Here is a 14,720-nt window from a genome sequence, read left to right as displayed (position 1 = left end):
GGGGTACCGTGGGAGGGTGAAAGAGCTCGACGTCCTCGGCGTCCGGGTCGAGATGCCCACGAACAGCCCCATCGTGCTCCTGCGGGAGCGGGACGGTCAGCGCTACGTCCCCATCTGGATCGGTGCTCCCGAGGCCACCGCGATCGCCTACGCCCAGCAGGGTGTCGAGCCGCCCCGTCCCCTCACCCACGACCTCATGGTCTCGATGATCCAGGCCCTGGGGCGCCAGCTGGAGCAGGTCCGGATCACCCGCCTGGAGCGTCGGCCCGGTGGTGAGGGAGGCATCTTCTTCGCCGAGCTCGTCTTCGACGGCGGCACGGTCCTGTCCTCCCGGCCCTCCGACGCCATCGCGCTCGCGCTGAGGTCGGCCGCCCCCATCCTGGCCAGCGAGGAGCTCCTCGACGAGGTCGGGGTCACCATGGCGGTCGAGGAGGAGGACGAGGTGGAGCGTTTCCGGGAGTTCCTCGACTCGGTCTCCGCCGAGGACTTCGAGGAATGAGCCGTCCGGCCGGGCCCACCTCCCGGCGTGGCGCCGTTGACCTGCCCCCGTCGTCGGCCTACCGTCAGGGTGTGCTCCTGACTCACAGGAGTCACAGATGTCACACGAGCGAGGAGGACCGGTGAACGCTGGCGCAGACGCACCTGGCGGGCCGGTGCAGGAGCAGCCGCCGTCCCAGGGGATGCTCTTCACGCAGGACACGCCGGCCCTGGACGACTCGATCGGCTACCGCGGCCCCACGGCGTGCGGCGCGGCCGGGGTCACCTACCGCCAGCTCGACTACTGGGCACGCACCGGCCTGGTGCAGCCCTCGGTCCGCAACCCCTCCGGGTCGGGCACCCAGCGGCTCTACAGCTTCCGAGACATCCTCGTGCTCAAGATCATCAAGCGGCTGCTCGACACCGGGGTGTCGCTGCAGCAGATCCGGGTCGCCGTGACCGCGCTGCGCGAGCGGGGGGTGCAGGACCTCGCCCGGATCACCCTCATGAGCGACGGCGCGAGCGTCTACGAGTGCACCAGCGACGACGAGGTGATCGACCTGGTCCGCGGGGGGCAGGGCGTCTTCGGCATCGCCGTCGGCAGCGTCTGGCGCGAGGTGGAGGGTCAGCTCGCCGAGCTGCCCAGCGAGCGCGCGGACGAGCTGCCCGGGGACCACCCCGCCGACGAGCTGTCCGCCCGTCGTCGCGCGCGCAAGACCTCCTGAGGCACCCGGACCCGCCGGCCGCCGAGCGCCCGCACGGGTCGCTCGGCTGCTAGATTTGGCCTCGCCGTCAACGTCATGCGGGAGAGTCCTCACCATCTTCGGGTGAGGCGCCGAAGGGGCAACTTCCCCGTCAAGCTCTCAGGCGCCCGGACCGCGTGACCGAGGCACTCTGGAACGACCGGCTCCGGCCGGGTCGGACAGAGGGGGAGCGGTGCGTCCTGCCCCTGCCCTTCGACAAGGAGCTCCTCATGAGCACGAGCGATACCACCCCCACCCCCGCCTCGGAGTCGGCCGCCGTCGTGACCGACGACGCCGCCCCCCTGGAGCCCAAGACGCTGTCCGACTTCGTCGCACGGCACGTCGGGCCGCGGGAGACCGACGTCGCCGACATGCTGACCACCCTCGGCTACGACAGCCTCGAGGCGCTGGTCGACGCGGCCGTGCCGCCCGGCATCCGGGCCGCCGCGCCGCTGTCCATGCCCGCCTCCCCGAGCGAGCAGGCCGTCCTGGCCGAGCTGCGCGAGATCGCGTCCCGCAACCGGGTGCTCACCTCGATGATCGGCCTGGGCTACTACGGCACCCAGACCCCGCCGGTGGTCAAGCGCAACATCCTCGAGAACCCCGCCTGGTACACCGCCTACACCCCGTACCAGCCCGAGATCTCCCAGGGCCGGCTGGAGGCGCTGCTCAACTTCCAGACCATGGTCAGCGACCTCACCGGCCTGCCCATCGCCGGTGCCTCGTTGCTGGACGAGGGCACGGCGGCGGCGGAGGCCGTCGCGCTGATGCGGCGCAACGGCAAGGCCCCCCAGGACGCGGTCCTGCTCGTCGACCGCCACCTGCTGCCGCAGACCCTCGGCGTGGTGACCACCCGCGCCACCCCCCTGGGCATCGACGTCGTGCCCGCCGACCTGGAGCAGGTCTCCGACGCGGCCGGTCTGCGCGCCGCCGCGGGTGACCGGGAGGTCTTCGGGGTGCTCGTGCAGTACCCCGGTGCCGACGGTCAGATCCGCGACTGGGCGCCGCTGGCCGACGCGGCCCACGAGGCCGGGGCGCTGGTCACCGTCGCCGCCGACCTGCTGGCCCTGACGCTGCTGACACCCCCCGGGGAGTGGGGCGCGGACGTCGCCGTGGGCACCACCCAGCGCTTCGGCGTCCCGATGGGCTTCGGCGGGCCCCACGCGGGCTACCTCAGCATCCGGGCCGGCCTGGAGCGGTCGCTGCCCGGTCGGCTCGTCGGGGTCAGTCGCGACGCCGACGGCAACACCGCCTACCGCCTGGCCCTGCAGACGCGCGAGCAGCACATCCGGCGCGAGAAGGCGACCTCGAACATCACCACCGCGCAGGTGCTGCTGGCCGTGATGGCCGGCATGTATGCCGTGTGGCACGGCCCGGACGGGCTGCGCCGCATCGCGCTGGAGACCCACGCCAAGGCCCGTGCCCTGGCCGGTGCCCTCACCGCCGGGGGGCTGGAGCTCACGGGCGACCGGTACTTCGACACGCTGAGCGTCGCCGTCCCGGGGCGGGCGGACGAGGTCCTGGCCGCCGCGCTCGAGAAGGGCATCAACCTGTGGCGGGTCGACGGTGACACCGTGCTGCTCTCGACCGACGAGCTGACGACCCTCGCGGACCTGCAGGCGGTCGCGGCCGCCTTCGGCGTGCCGGCGCCCGAGGAGGTGCCGGCCCTGGACGCCCCCGACTGGGGTGGGCTCACCCGCACCCCGGAGCAGGCCTACCTCACCCACCCGGTGTTCAACACCTACCGCAGCGAGACGGCGATGCTGCGCTACATCCGCAGCCTGTCCGACAAGGACTTCGCGCTCGACCGGGGCATGATCCCGCTGGGCTCGTGCACGATGAAGCTCAACGCCACCACCGAGATGGAGCCGGTCACGTGGCCGGAGTTCGGGGCCCTGCACCCGTTCGCGCCCGCCGACCAGAGCGAGGGGACCGCCGAGCTGGTCCGGCAGCTCACCGGGTGGCTGTGCGAGATCACCGGCTACGACGAGGTGTCCCTCCAGCCCAACGCGGGCTCCCAGGGCGAGTTCGCCGGGCTGCTGGCGATCCGCAAGTACCACCAGGCCCAGGGTGAGGACCGGCGCACGGTCTGTCTCATCCCCTCCAGCGCCCACGGCACCAACGCCGCCAGTGCGGTCATGGCCGGCCTGAAGGTCGTGGTGGTCAAGAGCACCTCCGAGGGCGAGATCGACCTGGAGGACCTGCGGGGCAAGGTCGACCAGCACCGGGACGAGCTCGCGGCGATCATGATCACCTACCCCTCGACGCACGGCGTCTACGAGGACACGATCACCGAGCTGTGCGAGCTGGTGCACGAGGCCGGCGGCCAGGTCTACCTGGACGGCGCCAACCTCAACGCGATGATGGGCATCGCCAAGCCGGGCGAGTTCGGCAGCGACGTGTCGCACCTCAACCTGCACAAGACCTTCACCATCCCCCACGGGGGCGGCGGCCCCGGGGTGGGCCCCATCGGCGTGCGGTCCCACCTCGCGCCTACCTCCCCAACCACCCGGTGGTCGAGGGTGCGGGCCCGGACAGCGGGGTGGGGGCGATCTCCGCGGCGCCCTTCGGCTCGGCAAGCATCCTGCCGATCTCGTGGGCCTACATCCGGCTGGTGGGCGGGGCGGGCCTGACCCGGTCCTCCCAGGTCGCGGTGCTCAACGCCAACTACGTCGCGGCCCGGCTGAACGACTTCTTCCCGGTGCTCTACACCGGCGCCGCCGACCTGGTGGCGCACGAGTGCATCCTGGACCTGCGCGGGCTCACCAAGGAGACGGGCGTCACGGTCGACGACGTGGCCAAGCGGCTCATCGACTACGGCTTCCACGCCCCGACGATGTCCTTCCCGGTCGCCGGCACCCTCATGGTGGAGCCGACCGAGTCCGAGGACAAGGGCGAGCTGGACCGCTTCGTGGAGGCGATGATCGCCATCCGGCGGGAGATGGACGAGGTCGCCGGGGACGTCGAGGGCAGCGTGCTGCGCAACGCCCCGCACACCGCCCTGTCCCTCGCCGGCGACTGGGACCACCCCTACGACCGGATGACGGCGGCCTACCCGCAGGGCGTGGACCCCGCACGCAAGTACTGGCCCCCGGTGCGCCGCATCGACGGGGTCTACGGCGACCGCAACCTGGTGACCGTCTGCCCGCCGCCGGAAGGCTCCGAGCAGGCCTGAGCCCGGCCGGCCGACGCACGTCGCGGCCGCATCACCAGCAGGTGGGAGGCGCCATACCCCTCCCATCCCTGGTGATGCGGGCCGTGAGGTGCGAGGATGCCCAGCATGGGTCAAGAGGTCAGCCACAGCGAGTTCACACGGGAGCAGCGGCTCTCGTTCCGGGAGAGGGTGCTCACCGACCTGGACGTCTTCGAGCAGATGCTCGAGGGCAGCCGGTTCGACTTCACCCGCCCGCAGATGGGGCTGGAGATCGAGCTGAACCTCGCTGACTCCGAGACCTTCGAGCCGGCCCTGCGCAACCACGACGTCCTGGCCGAGCTCGGGGACGACGACTTCCAGACCGAGGTCGGGCGCTACAACATCGAGATGAACGTGCCGCCCCGGCCGATGGCCGGGGACCAGGCGGTGCGACTCGAGCGCTGGCTGGCGCAGTCGCTGCGTCGTGCCGGGGACGCCGCCCGGCCCCACCAGGCCAGGGTCGTGGCCGTCGGCATCCTGCCCACCCTCAAGGCCGACCTCTTCGAGCGCCCGTGGCTCTCGGACGGCGTGCGCTACAAGGCCCTCAACGACTCGCTCATGCGCGAGCGCGGCGAGGGGTTCGAGCTGGACATCGAGGGTCCGACCGGGGAGCGGGTCTGCCAGTACTTCGACACCATCGGTCCGCTGTCGGGCTGCACCTCCGTCCAGCTGCACCAGCAGGTCACCCCCCAGGACTTCCCCGTCTTCTGGAACGCCGCGACGGTCATCTCCTCCCTCCAGGTCGCGATCGGCGCCAACTCCCCCTACCTGTTCGGCCGCCGGCTCTGGGCCGAGACGCGGATCCCGCTCTTCACCCAGATGACCGACACCCGCTCGGTCGAGCTCAAGCACCAGGGCGTGCGACCGCGCGCCTACTTCGGGCGGTCCTGGATCACCTCGATCTTCGACCTCTTCGAGGAGAACGTCCGCTCCTTCCCCGCCCTGCTGCCCGAGTCCTCGGAGGAGGACTCCCAGGCCGTGCTCGCCGCCCGCGGCGTGCCCCAGCTGCGCGACCTCAAGCTGCACAACGGCACGGTCTGGCGGTGGAACCGCCCCATCTACGACACCAGCCAGGGCGTGCCTCACCTGCGGGTGGAGAACCGCGTGCTCCCGGCCGGTCCCACCGTCGTCGACATGGTCGCCAACGCCTGCTTCTACTACGGCCTGCTCGAGTCGTTCACGAGCAGCGGGCGACCCATCTGGACCAAGATGGCGTTCTCGGACGTGAGCAAGAACTTCCTGGACGCCGCCAAGTTCGGCATCTCGGCCACCCAGGCCTGGCCGGGTGTCGGCCGGGTCCCGGCCGTTGACCTCATCGCCGACCACCTGCTCCCGGTCGCCGACGACGGTCTGGCGGCCCTGGGTCTGCGTCGGGAGGTGCGCAACCACTTCCTGTCCGTCATCGAGGGTCGGTGCCGGACCCGCACCAACGGGGCCAGCTGGCAGGTGGCGGTCACCGAGGCCTACGAGGCGGCGGGCCACTCCCGGGAGGAGGCGCTGCGGCGGATGCTGGCCGACTACGCGGAGCGGTCCGACGACAACACGCCGGTCCACACCTGGGACGTCCCCTCCATCGAGCCCGCCGACGGCGTGGAGGTCACCGACGTCGCCTGAGGGGCTGGCAGACTACGGCGCATGGCTGACGACGCGCTGCGCAGCGTGACCCTGACCCGCACCGGCCCCTCGACCTTCGTCGCCCGCAACGCGCGGGGTGGCGAGCTCGTCCTGGGGTCACCCACCGACGGGAGCAACCACTTCTCGCCCGTCGAGCTCCTGCTCGCCGCGGTCGCCGGGTGCTCGGGCATCGACGTGGACATGCTCACCTCGCGGCTGGCCGAGCCGGAGTCCTTCGAGGTCTCGGCGGCCGCGACCAAGGTCCGGGACGAGCAGGGCAACCACCTGGGTCCGGTGACGGTCACCGTGTCCGTCACCTTCCCGCCGGGGGAGGAGGGGGACGCCGCCCGCACGCGGCTGCCGGAGGCGGTGGACCTCTCGAGGGACCGCCTGTGCACCGTGTCCCGCACGGTCCTGCTGCCCACCCCGGTCTCCTTCACGACCGGGTGATGGGCGGGCCCGCCCGGCTGCGCCGCGTCCTGGGCCTGGGCGACGCCGTCACCGTCGGCCTCGGGGCGATGGTGGGGGCGGGCGTCTTCGCGGTCTGGGCCCCCGCGGCGGGTGCCGCCGGAGGTCTGGTGCTGCTGTCCCTGGGGATCGCCGCCGTGGTGGCCACCTGCAACGCGCTGTCATCAGCCGCGCTCGCGGCCCGCCACCCCTCCGCAGGGGGCACCTACGTCTACGGCCGGGAACGGCTGGGCGAGGTATGGGGCTACCTGGCCGGGTGGTGCTTCGTCGTGGGGAAGACCGCGTCGTGCGCGGCGATGGCGCTGACGGTGGCGGCCTACCTCACCCCGGGCGCCGAGCGGGTGGGTGCGGTGGCGGCCGTCGTCCTGGTCACCGCGCTCAACGTCGTCGGCGTGCAGCGCTCGGTCTCCGCCTCCCGGGTCATCCTGTCCGTGGTCGGGTGCGCGCTGCTGGGGGTGGCCGTCGCGGCGGTCTGGCCCCGCGCGGGTGGCGCGGTCCTGCGTCCCGACCAGGTGCTGACGGCCGGAGGCGGCACCGCCCTGGGGTCCTGCAGGCCGCCGGGCTGCTCTTCTTCGCCTTCGCGGGGTACGCGCGGATCGCGACCCTGGGGGAGGAGGTGCGGGACCCGCGACGGACCATCCCCCGGGCGGTCGTCCTCGCGCTGGGCACGGTGCTGGTCCTCTACCTCGTGGTGGGGGTGGTCGTCCTCGGGGTGCTCGGCCCCGCGGCCACCGCCGCCTCGGACGCCCCGGTCGCACAGGCCGCCACCGCGGTTTGGGGCGCGGGCTGGGCCTGGGTGGTGAGGGTGGCGGCGGGGCTGGCCGCGCTCGGCGCCCTGCTCAACCTGGTCCTGGGCATCTCCCGCACCGGGGTGGCGATGGCCCGGGACGGTCATCTGCCCCGTCGGCTGGCCAGCCTCGCGGGCCCGTCCTCGGTGCCCCGCACGGCCGAGATCACCGTCGGGGTCGTCGTCCTGGTGGTGGTGCTCGTGGGGGACCTGCGGTCGGCGATCGGCTTCTCCAGCTTCGGGGTCCTCCTCTACTACGCGGTGGCCAACGCGGCCGCCCTGACGCTGCGGGGGGACTGGGGCGGGGCGCCCGTCGTCCCCGTCCTGGGGCTGGCGGGCTGTCTGGCCCTGGCCGCCAGCCTCCCCGCGGGTGCGGTGCTGAGCGGTCTCGGCGTGGTCGGCGCCGGTCTGGCGGTCCACCTCCTGCGTTCCCGGACCGGGCCCGGCAGCCGGTCGGGGAAATCGAGTCGTGGCGAGCCGCCCCGGTGAGGCAGGCTAGTCCCATGACCGACTACCGCTGGGCCCGGCTGACCCCCGAGGACACCCCCGCCTGGAGCGACCTGTGCAACCACCTGGCCGTCGTGGACGGCACGGAGGAGTTCCTGTCGGCGGAGGACCTCGCGGAGGAGCTGGCCGCTCCGCACCACGACCCGGCGATCGACACCTGGGCGGTCTGGGACGGCGGGCAGATGGTCGGTTTCGGTGCCGCGTTCGTGCCCGTCACCCCCGACCACGAGGGGAAGGGGCGCGGCTACCTCGGGGGAGGGGTGCACCAGGACCACCGGGGCCGGGGGCTGGGCACGGAGCTGCTCGACCGCCTGGAGGACCGTGCCCTGGCCCTGCTCGGCGAGCGTCACCCGGGTCGGTCCGCCTACCTCTCGGCCGGGGGCGGGCTGGAGGGGTCCTCCGCCCGGGAGCTGCTGACCGACCGGGGGTTCTCCCTGGACCGGTACTGGAACCTGCTCAGCCGGCCGGTGGGGGACGAGCCCGCGGTCCCCGACCTCGACGGGATCGAGCTGATCAGCCCTGGGCCCGAGCACGAGGAGGCGGTGCTGCTGGCGCACAACCTCGCCTTCCAGGACCACTACGGCTCCGGACCCACGACGCCCGAGGGCTGGCACGACCACTGGACCTCCCGCAGCGCCCGCCCCGAGGTGTCGACGATCGCCGTCGCGCGCGGTGGTGAGGTGGACGGCTGGCGCGAGGGTGAGGTGCTGGCCTACATCATGGTCGGCCAGTGGGTGGACCGGCAGGCCTACGTCAACCTCGTCGGCACCGTTCCGCACGCCCGGGGCCGGGGCGTCGCGGCTGCGGCGCTCTCGCGGACCCTGGGCCTGGCGGCCCGCTCGGGCCGCTACGACCTCATCGAGCTCGACGTCGACAGCGACAGCCCGACCGGGGCCACCCGCCTCTACGAGAAGGTGGGCTTCACTCTCAAGCACCAGACCGCCTCCATGCGGCGGACGGTCCCGGGCGGGTGAGCGACCTCTCCGGGACCCTCGTCGGGGACGACGGCCCGGTCGTGGTGTTCTGCCACGGCCTCTTCGGGCGAGGCCGTAACTTCTCCTCGATCGCCAAGGCGCTGCGGCCCGACTTCCGCTCGCTGCTGCTGGACATGCCCGACCACGGCGGGTCGGTCTGGACCGACCGCTTCGACTACGCCACCGCGGCGGGTCTCGTGGCCGACCACCTGCGCGCGGGGGTGGCCGCCGACGGTCCGGTCCACGTGGTGGGCCACTCCATGGGCGGCAAGATCGCGATGGAGCTCGCCCTCACCCACCCCGACCTCGTCGACCGACTCGTGGTCGTCGACATCAGCCCGACGGGGTCCGGCGAGGTGAGCGAGTTCGAGCACCTGCTGACCTCTCTGCGCCGGATCGACCTGGAGGGCCTGGCCAGCCTCGGCGAGGCCGACCGGCAGCTGGCCCGGGACGTGCCCCAGCCCTCGCTGCGGGGTTTCCTGCTGCAGAACCTGCGCCGGGACCGCACGACCCGGGCCTTCGGCTGGCAGCCCAACCTGGAGCTGCTCCTGCGCGACCTCGGCACCGTCACCGACGACATACCCTCCGCGGCTGGGGAGGAGACGGTGCCCTTCGAGGGTCCGGTGCTCTGGGTCGCCGGCGCCGACTCGCCCTACGTCACCGCGGAGCAGTCGCCGACCATGCGCAGGCTCTTCCCGAGGACGGTGCTGCTGACGGTCAAGGGCGCCGGGCACTGGGTGCACTCCCAGCAGCCCGAGACCTTCACGGCGGCCGTCCGGCACTTCCTGCACCAGTGAGCGGGCGGGACCGCCCGCCCCGGGCGTAGGGTGCCGACGTGGCCCGATTCCTCGACATCCACCCGGTCGACCCGCAGCCCCGGCTGGTCCAGCAGGTCGTGGACGTGCTGGACGGGGGTGGGCTGGCGGCCTTCCCGACCGACGCCTGCTACACCCTCGGTGCCCGTCTGGGTGACCCGGACGCCAAGGAGCGCATCCGCGAGATCCGGCACGTCGACGAGCGGCACCACTTCACCCTCATGTGCGCGGACTTCTCCCAGCTCGGGCAGCTGGTGCAGCTCGACAACGCGGTCTTCCGGGCGGTGAAGGCGGCCACGCCCGGTCGCTACACCTTCATCCTGCCCGCCACGCGGGAGGTGCCGCGCCGGCTGATGCACCCCAAGAAGAAGACCGTGGGCGTGCGCATCCCCGACCACCCGTTCTGCCAGGCCCTGCTCGCCGCCATGGGAGAGCCGCTGCTGACCAGCTCGCTGCTGCTCCCCGGCGACGAGGAGCCCCTCGCCTTCGGGTGGGAGGTCAAGGAACGGCTGGACCACGTGGTCGACGTGGTCGTGGACGGCGACCAGACCGGGTGCGAGCCGACCACCGTCGTCGACCTCTCCAGCGGGTATGCCGAGGTGGTGCGGGTGGGCTCGGGGGACCCCTCGCCGTTCGGCTGAGCCGCCCTCTGACGCGGCGGACCGGGGGTCAGGCGAGGGAGAGGAAGAGTTTCTCCATCTTGGCCACGTCGACGTCGCCGTCCTCGCGCGTCATGCACTCCCGCAAGCCGGAGGCGATGATGGTGTAGCCGGCGCGGTCCAGGGCCTTGGAGACGGCGGCGAGCTGGGTGACCACGTCCTTGCAGTCCCGCCCCTCCTCGAGCATCCTGATCACCGCGGCCAGCTGGCCGTGCGCCCTGCGCAGACGGGTGATGGCGGGCTTGACGGCGTCGGGTGCGAGTTCCACCCCACCATGGTACCCCCGGGGGGATAGTCTGGACGCGTCCGACGAGGCGACGAAGGAGAACCATGACCGGCACCGCCCCCACCGTCCTGTCCATCCAGACCACGTCCCTGGGCGACCGGAGCTACCTCGTCCACGACGGGAGCGTGGCCTTCGTGGTGGACCCTCAGCGCGACACCGACCGGGTCACCGAGCTGGCTCGTCGGGCGGGGGTGCGGATCACCCACGTGCTCGAGACGCACCTGCACAACGACTACGTCACCGGTGGGTACGCCCTGGCGCAGGAGACGGGGGCGGAGTACGTCGTCAACGCCGACGACGACGTCAGCTTCGACCGGGTGGGGGTGCGCGACGGCGACCGGGTCGAGGTGTCCGACACCCTTCGGGTGCGGGTGATCCACACCCCGGGCCACACCTTCACCCACCTGTCCTACGCCCTCGAGGGGGAGCACCCCTACGTCTTCACCGGCGGGTCGCTGCTGTTCGGCTCCACCGGCCGGCCCGACCTGCTGGGCCAGGACCACGCGGAGACCCTGGCACGCCACCAGCACGCCTCCGCCCACCGGCTCACCGAGGAGCTGCCCGACCGGACCCGCATCATGCCCACCCACGGTTTCGGCTCCTTCTGCTCGGCGACCCAGACCCAGGGCGACGCCTCGACCATCGGGCAGGAGAAGCAGCAGAACCCCGCCCTGCTCAAGGACGTCGACGCCTACGTCGAGGAGATCCTCGACGGGCTGGACCTCTACCCGGCCTACTACGCCCACATGATGCCGCTCAACGCCGACGGTCCCGCACCGGCCGACCTCGGGCTGCCTGGGAGGGCGGACAAGGAGGTCCTGCGCACGCGCCTGGCCGCGGGGGAGTGGCTGGTCGACCTGCGCACCCGGACGGCCTTCGCCCAGGGGTTCGTCCGCGGCACCTACAACATCGGACTGGACGGACAGTTCTCGACCTGGCTCGGCTGGATGATCCCGTGGGGCACGCCGGTCACCCTGCTCGGCGAGACCGAGGAGCAGGTGGCCGAGGCCCAGCGGGAGCTCGCGCGGATCGGCATCGACGAGGTCGCCGCCCAGGCCACCGGTGGCCCGCAGGACTGGACCGACGACCCGTTGTCCACCCTGGAGCGCGCCACCTTCGCCGACCTGGCCCAGGTGCGGCACCATCGCCGGGTCGAGGTGCTCGACGTGCGCAACCCGAAGGAGTACGCCTCCGGTCACGTCGACGGGGCGCTCAACATCCCCCTGGGCCAGCTGCCTGGCCGGCTCGGGGAGGTCCCGTCGGGTGAGGTGTGGGTGCACTGCGCCAGCGGCTACCGCTCCTCGATCGCCGCCTCGGTGCTGGCCCGCGAGGAGCGGCGGGTCGTGGCCGTGGACGACTCGTTCGACGAGCACGCCCGCACCTCGGGCCTGCCCATCGTCGAGCCCTGACGGGGGCCGGGGTCCCCGAGGGGTCCGGGCCCGGCCCTCAGCTCCAGGTCAGTGCTGCCACTCCAGGTCGGTCTGCGCGCCGAGCTGGGTGCGGGCGGTCTCGACGATGTCGCGCTCGATGTAGGTCCGGCGCTCCTGCGTCGGTGCGTCGACCTCGAAGCGGAGGCCGGACCGGCCCTCCTGCTCCACCTTGATCCGCACCTGTCCACCCTCGCGGAAGGGGATCGTGTAGCCGTCCTGCTCCCGCAGCGACCCGCGGTGCAGCTGCGCCTCCTCCATGATGGTCTCCAGCCGCTCGGCGGGCTGGTCCAGCGGCAGGAAGGCCACGCTGCGCTCGTGTCGGGACTCGGGAACGGCGTCGAACGTGTTCGGCATGGGTGTCGGGCCACCTTCGGTGTCTGCGGGGACGGCGTCGTCGTGCTCCCACATCATGACAGAGGGCCCGCAGGCTCGGGCAGGGGCCGTCAGCGACGGTGCAGCAGGACGGCGACCTCGTGGTGCGACGTCTGCGGGAACATGTCGAAGAGCCTGGCCCGCTCGACCCGCCACGACGGCAGCCGCGACAGGTCCGTGGCCAGGGACGACGGGTTGCAGCTGGAGTAGACGACCGTCGCCGCCCCGGACCGTTCCAGCGCGCCCGCCAGGCGGGGGCCGATCCCGCGACGGGGTGGGTTCACCACCAGCGTCTGCGGATCCGCGCGGCCCGCCTCAGGATCAGGACCGGCGTCGGCGTCGAGCGGGGCGGCCGCGTCGAGCTGGGCGGTCGCGTCACCGGTGCGGAAGTGGACGTGGTCGGTGAGACCGAGCTGCTCCGCCCCGAGCCGGGCGCTCGCGACCGCCTCGGCCGAGACCTCCACCCCCAGCACGTCAGGGGTCCACCCGGGGGCCGCCGTGGCGCAGGCCAGGGCGAAGCCGCCCACGCCGCAGTACAGGTCCCACACCGACCTCGGTCGCTCCGCCGCGACCCACTGCGCCACCTGGGCGTAGAGCGCCCCGGCCACCTGCGTGTTGGTCTGGAAGAAGCTGCGGGTGCCCAGGTGGAGGGTCATGGCTCCCACCCGCATCGGCAGGGTCCGCTCCGGGGTGAGGACGACCTCCTCGGGCCCCTCCAGCACGGCCTTGTGCTCGGGCTGCAGGTTGATGCTGGCGACCCGCAGCCCCGGCAGGGCGGTCCGCAGCCGCGCCAACAGCTCCTCGACCCGCGCCCGCTGGCCGGGGGAGCGGAGCACGAAGCGGGCCATGAGCTCGGCGTCCGGCGAGACCGACAGCAGGACGTGCTTGAGCTCGCCCTGGCGCGAGGGCACGTCGTAGGGCGTCAGACCGGATCCGGGAAGCAGGTCGGCCAGGGCGAGGATCGCCCGGTGCAACGGCTCCTCGTGCAGGCCGCAGTGCCGCAGGTCGACCCCACGGCCCCCGTCGTCGAGGATGCCGAGGGTCGGGGCCCCCTTGCGGCCGCCCACCACCAGCTTGGCCTTGTTGCGGAAGTGCGACTCGGGGCCGCTGACCGGCGGCAGCCAGACCTCGGCCGGCACGTGGCGCTCGAGGGTCTCGGCGACCCGCCGCTGCCCGGACGCGAGCTGTGCGGCGTACGGGACTCCCATGAGGGTGCACGAGCGGCACCGTCCGGCGTCGAAGTAGTCGCACTGCACGGGCGTCAGCCTAGGGCCGCGGCTCCGACGCTCAGGGACGGCCGCCGGTGCGCAGGCCGTCCACCGACCACCGGCCGGCGCCGGTGAAGACCAGGGGCAGCGCCAGCCCGACGTAGAGCAGGGCGTTCTCCCCGGTGAGCTCGCCCTGGGCGCCGACCAGCGTGTAGTCGCGGTCCAGGTAGACCACGAGGGCCCAGATCGCCGACATCATGCCCGCCAGCAGGAAGGCGGCCGGACGCGTGAACAAGCCGATGGCGACCAGCAGGGGGAGGGCGACCTGGGAGAGCATGACCAGCCAGGCGAAGAAGTCGGGGGCCTGCCCGCCGACGAGGTTGTCGGACACCACCTGGGTGAAGGCGGGCATGTCCACGGCCTTGGCGATGCCGTGCAGCACGAGCGGCAGACCGGCCAGCCGGAGCAGCAGCAGCCCCAGGTCGAGCGACCGCCCGTGGGCCTCCACGGGTCCCGTCACCGCGTAGGTGTCGTCGTCCCACGCCGGCGGGTCGTCGATCTCGTGGTGGTAGGCGTCACCGGTCGGGTCGCGGCGTGGGTCGTGCGCGGCGCCGCCGCGGACGTCCTGGTCGCGGTCCATCGCACCACTGTGGCACCGGGCAGGCGCCGCTGACGGCTGCGGTCGCGGCGTGTCCCGGCCGCGGACCCCCGGCGGGCCGGTGACAGGGGCAGGCGACAGGGACAGGTGTCAGGTGGCGGCGTCGGGCACGTGCGCCCCGGCGCCCTGGTCCCGGAGCGCCCGGCGGATGCGGTCCGCGTCCTCCGCGACCTCCTGCGGGGAGCGGGCCCGGCGACGGGACAGCTCGAAGTCCCCCGGGTCGTTCGCGGGGAAGACGTGCACGTGGGCGTGCGGGATCTCGAAGCCCTGCACGATGAGGCCGACCCGGGCCGAGCCGAAGGCGGCCTGCTGGGCGCGGCCCACGGTGGCCGCGACGTCCATGACGTGCGCCAGGGTCTCCTCCGGGAGATCCACCCAGTGGTCGATCTCCTCCCGGGTCACGACCAGGACGTGCCCCGGGGTCAGCGGCTCGATGTCGAGGAAGGCGGCGCAGACGTCGTCCTTCCACACCAGCTGCCCGGGGATCTGGCCGTCGATGATCTTGGTGAAGAGGGTCGCCATGGTCCCT

Annotated in this window: 14 protein-coding genes, 2 pseudogenes and 1 riboswitch; of the genes and pseudogenes, 11 read left to right on the top strand and 5 right to left on the bottom strand. The window is 72.8% G+C overall.

Annotated features, from left to right (window positions below):
• The first annotated feature begins 16 nt into the window (after window positions 1–16).
• The 10 genes and pseudogenes from E3Z34_RS09310 to E3Z34_RS09270 all read left to right on the top strand — a co-directional run bounded on the left by E3Z34_RS09310 (window position 17) and on the right by E3Z34_RS09270 (window position 10,219).
• Window positions 17–499, top strand: coding sequence for a bifunctional nuclease family protein (locus E3Z34_RS09310; RefSeq protein WP_134773366.1), 483 nt, complete (start codon window positions 17–19; stop codon window positions 497–499).
• Window positions 500–596: 97 nt separating this feature from the next.
• Window positions 597–1,202, top strand: coding sequence for a MerR family transcriptional regulator (locus E3Z34_RS09305; RefSeq protein WP_134773365.1), 606 nt, complete (start codon window positions 597–599; stop codon window positions 1,200–1,202).
• A 68-nt stretch (window positions 1,203–1,270) separates the two neighbouring features.
• Window positions 1,271–1,366: riboswitch (glycine riboswitch) on the top strand.
• A gap of 84 nt (window positions 1,367–1,450) precedes the next feature.
• Window positions 1,451–4,395 (top strand): annotated as a pseudogene (gcvP, locus tag E3Z34_RS09300) (aminomethyl-transferring glycine dehydrogenase).
• A 96-nt stretch (window positions 4,396–4,491) separates the two neighbouring features.
• Window positions 4,492–6,027, top strand: coding sequence for a glutamate-cysteine ligase family protein (locus E3Z34_RS09295; RefSeq protein WP_338043703.1), 1,536 nt, complete (start codon window positions 4,492–4,494; stop codon window positions 6,025–6,027).
• Window positions 6,028–6,048: 21 nt separating this feature from the next.
• Window positions 6,049–6,477, top strand: a complete 429-nt coding sequence (locus E3Z34_RS09290) for an OsmC family protein (protein WP_134773363.1) — start codon at window positions 6,049–6,051, stop codon at window positions 6,475–6,477.
• Window positions 6,477–6,929 (top strand): annotated as a pseudogene (locus E3Z34_RS19800) (amino acid permease); the annotation flags it as partial. The gene E3Z34_RS09290 and the pseudogene E3Z34_RS19800, both read left to right, overlap by 1 nt.
• Window positions 6,930–6,934: 5 nt before the next feature.
• Window positions 6,935–7,771: an APC family permease gene (locus E3Z34_RS19795; protein WP_338043702.1), complete on the top strand. Its 837-nt coding sequence runs from the start codon at window positions 6,935–6,937 to the stop codon at window positions 7,769–7,771.
• Window positions 7,772–7,785: 14 nt separating this feature from the next.
• Complete coding sequence (locus E3Z34_RS09280; protein WP_134773362.1) at window positions 7,786–8,763, top strand: GNAT family N-acetyltransferase; 978 nt, start codon at window positions 7,786–7,788, stop codon at window positions 8,761–8,763.
• On the top strand, window positions 8,760–9,560 hold the full coding sequence (locus E3Z34_RS09275; RefSeq protein ID WP_134773361.1) for an alpha/beta fold hydrolase: 801 nt from the start codon (window positions 8,760–8,762) through the stop codon (window positions 9,558–9,560). The genes E3Z34_RS09280 and E3Z34_RS09275 overlap by 4 nt, the downstream gene beginning before the upstream one ends.
• Window positions 9,561–9,598: 38 nt before the next feature.
• Window positions 9,599–10,219 carry an L-threonylcarbamoyladenylate synthase gene (locus E3Z34_RS09270; RefSeq protein ID WP_134773360.1) on the top strand — a complete coding sequence of 207 codons (621 nt, stop codon included), beginning with the start codon at window positions 9,599–9,601 and terminating at the stop codon, window positions 10,217–10,219.
• Window positions 10,220–10,247: 28 nt separating this feature from the next.
• Here the strand turns inward: E3Z34_RS09270 and E3Z34_RS09265 are convergent, their stop codons facing one another.
• A complete protein-coding gene (locus E3Z34_RS09265; RefSeq protein WP_134773359.1) occupies window positions 10,248–10,505 on the bottom strand; it encodes a metal-sensitive transcriptional regulator in 258 nt (85 codons plus the stop codon).
• Window positions 10,506–10,567: 62 nt separating this feature from the next.
• On the opposite strand from E3Z34_RS09265, the gene E3Z34_RS09260 reads away from it, so the two are divergent.
• Complete coding sequence (locus tag E3Z34_RS09260; RefSeq protein ID WP_134773358.1) at window positions 10,568–11,932, top strand: rhodanese-like domain-containing protein; 1,365 nt, start codon at window positions 10,568–10,570, stop codon at window positions 11,930–11,932.
• A 48-nt stretch (window positions 11,933–11,980) separates the two neighbouring features.
• Here the strand turns inward: E3Z34_RS09260 and E3Z34_RS09255 are convergent, their stop codons facing one another.
• The 4 genes from E3Z34_RS09255 to E3Z34_RS09240 form a co-directional block, all read right to left on the bottom strand.
• Window positions 11,981–12,307, bottom strand: a complete 327-nt coding sequence (locus tag E3Z34_RS09255; RefSeq protein ID WP_134773357.1) for a hypothetical protein — start codon at window positions 12,305–12,307, stop codon at window positions 11,981–11,983.
• Between the two features lie 89 nt (window positions 12,308–12,396).
• Window positions 12,397–13,581 carry a methyltransferase domain-containing protein gene (locus tag E3Z34_RS09250; protein WP_134773356.1) on the bottom strand — a complete coding sequence of 395 codons (1,185 nt, stop codon included), beginning with the start codon at window positions 13,579–13,581 and terminating at the stop codon, window positions 12,397–12,399.
• 31 nt (window positions 13,582–13,612) lie between these two features.
• Window positions 13,613–14,173, bottom strand: a complete 561-nt coding sequence (locus E3Z34_RS09245) for a DoxX family protein (protein WP_134773355.1) — start codon at window positions 14,171–14,173, stop codon at window positions 13,613–13,615.
• 108 nt (window positions 14,174–14,281) lie between these two features.
• On the bottom strand, window positions 14,282–14,713 hold the full coding sequence (locus tag E3Z34_RS09240; protein ID WP_134773354.1) for an HIT family protein: 432 nt from the start codon (window positions 14,711–14,713) through the stop codon (window positions 14,282–14,284).
• Window positions 14,714–14,720: the final 7 nt, after the last annotated feature.

The sequence above is a fragment of the Ornithinimicrobium flavum genome, from assembly GCF_004526345.1.
Taxonomy (GTDB): domain Bacteria; phylum Actinomycetota; class Actinomycetes; order Actinomycetales; family Dermatophilaceae; genus Ornithinicoccus; species Ornithinicoccus flavus.
Note: the sequence above shows the minus strand (reverse complement) of the source record. Positions and strands in the feature narration are given on the sequence as shown.

Bases quoted from the DNA above. Each gene is read 5' to 3' on its own strand.
- E3Z34_RS09305 (WP_134773365.1), top strand. From the start codon at position 597: ATGTCACACGAGCGAGGAGGACCGGTGAACGCTGGCGCAGACGCACCT.
- E3Z34_RS09295 (WP_338043703.1), top strand. From the start codon at position 4,492: ATGCCCAGCATGGGTCAAGAGGTCAGCCACAGCGAGTTCACACGGGAG.
- E3Z34_RS09290 (WP_134773363.1), top strand. From the start codon at position 6,049: ATGGCTGACGACGCGCTGCGCAGCGTGACCCTGACCCGCACCGGCCCC.
- E3Z34_RS09280 (WP_134773362.1), top strand. From the start codon at position 7,786: ATGACCGACTACCGCTGGGCCCGGCTGACCCCCGAGGACACCCCCGCC.
- E3Z34_RS09260 (WP_134773358.1), top strand. From the start codon at position 10,568: ATGACCGGCACCGCCCCCACCGTCCTGTCCATCCAGACCACGTCCCTG.
- E3Z34_RS09255 (WP_134773357.1), bottom strand. From the start codon at position 12,307: ATGCCGAACACGTTCGACGCCGTTCCCGAGTCCCGACACGAGCGCAGC.
- E3Z34_RS09245 (WP_134773355.1), bottom strand. From the start codon at position 14,173: ATGGACCGCGACCAGGACGTCCGCGGCGGCGCCGCGCACGACCCACGC.
- E3Z34_RS09240 (WP_134773354.1), bottom strand. From the start codon at position 14,713: ATGGCGACCCTCTTCACCAAGATCATCGACGGCCAGATCCCCGGGCAG.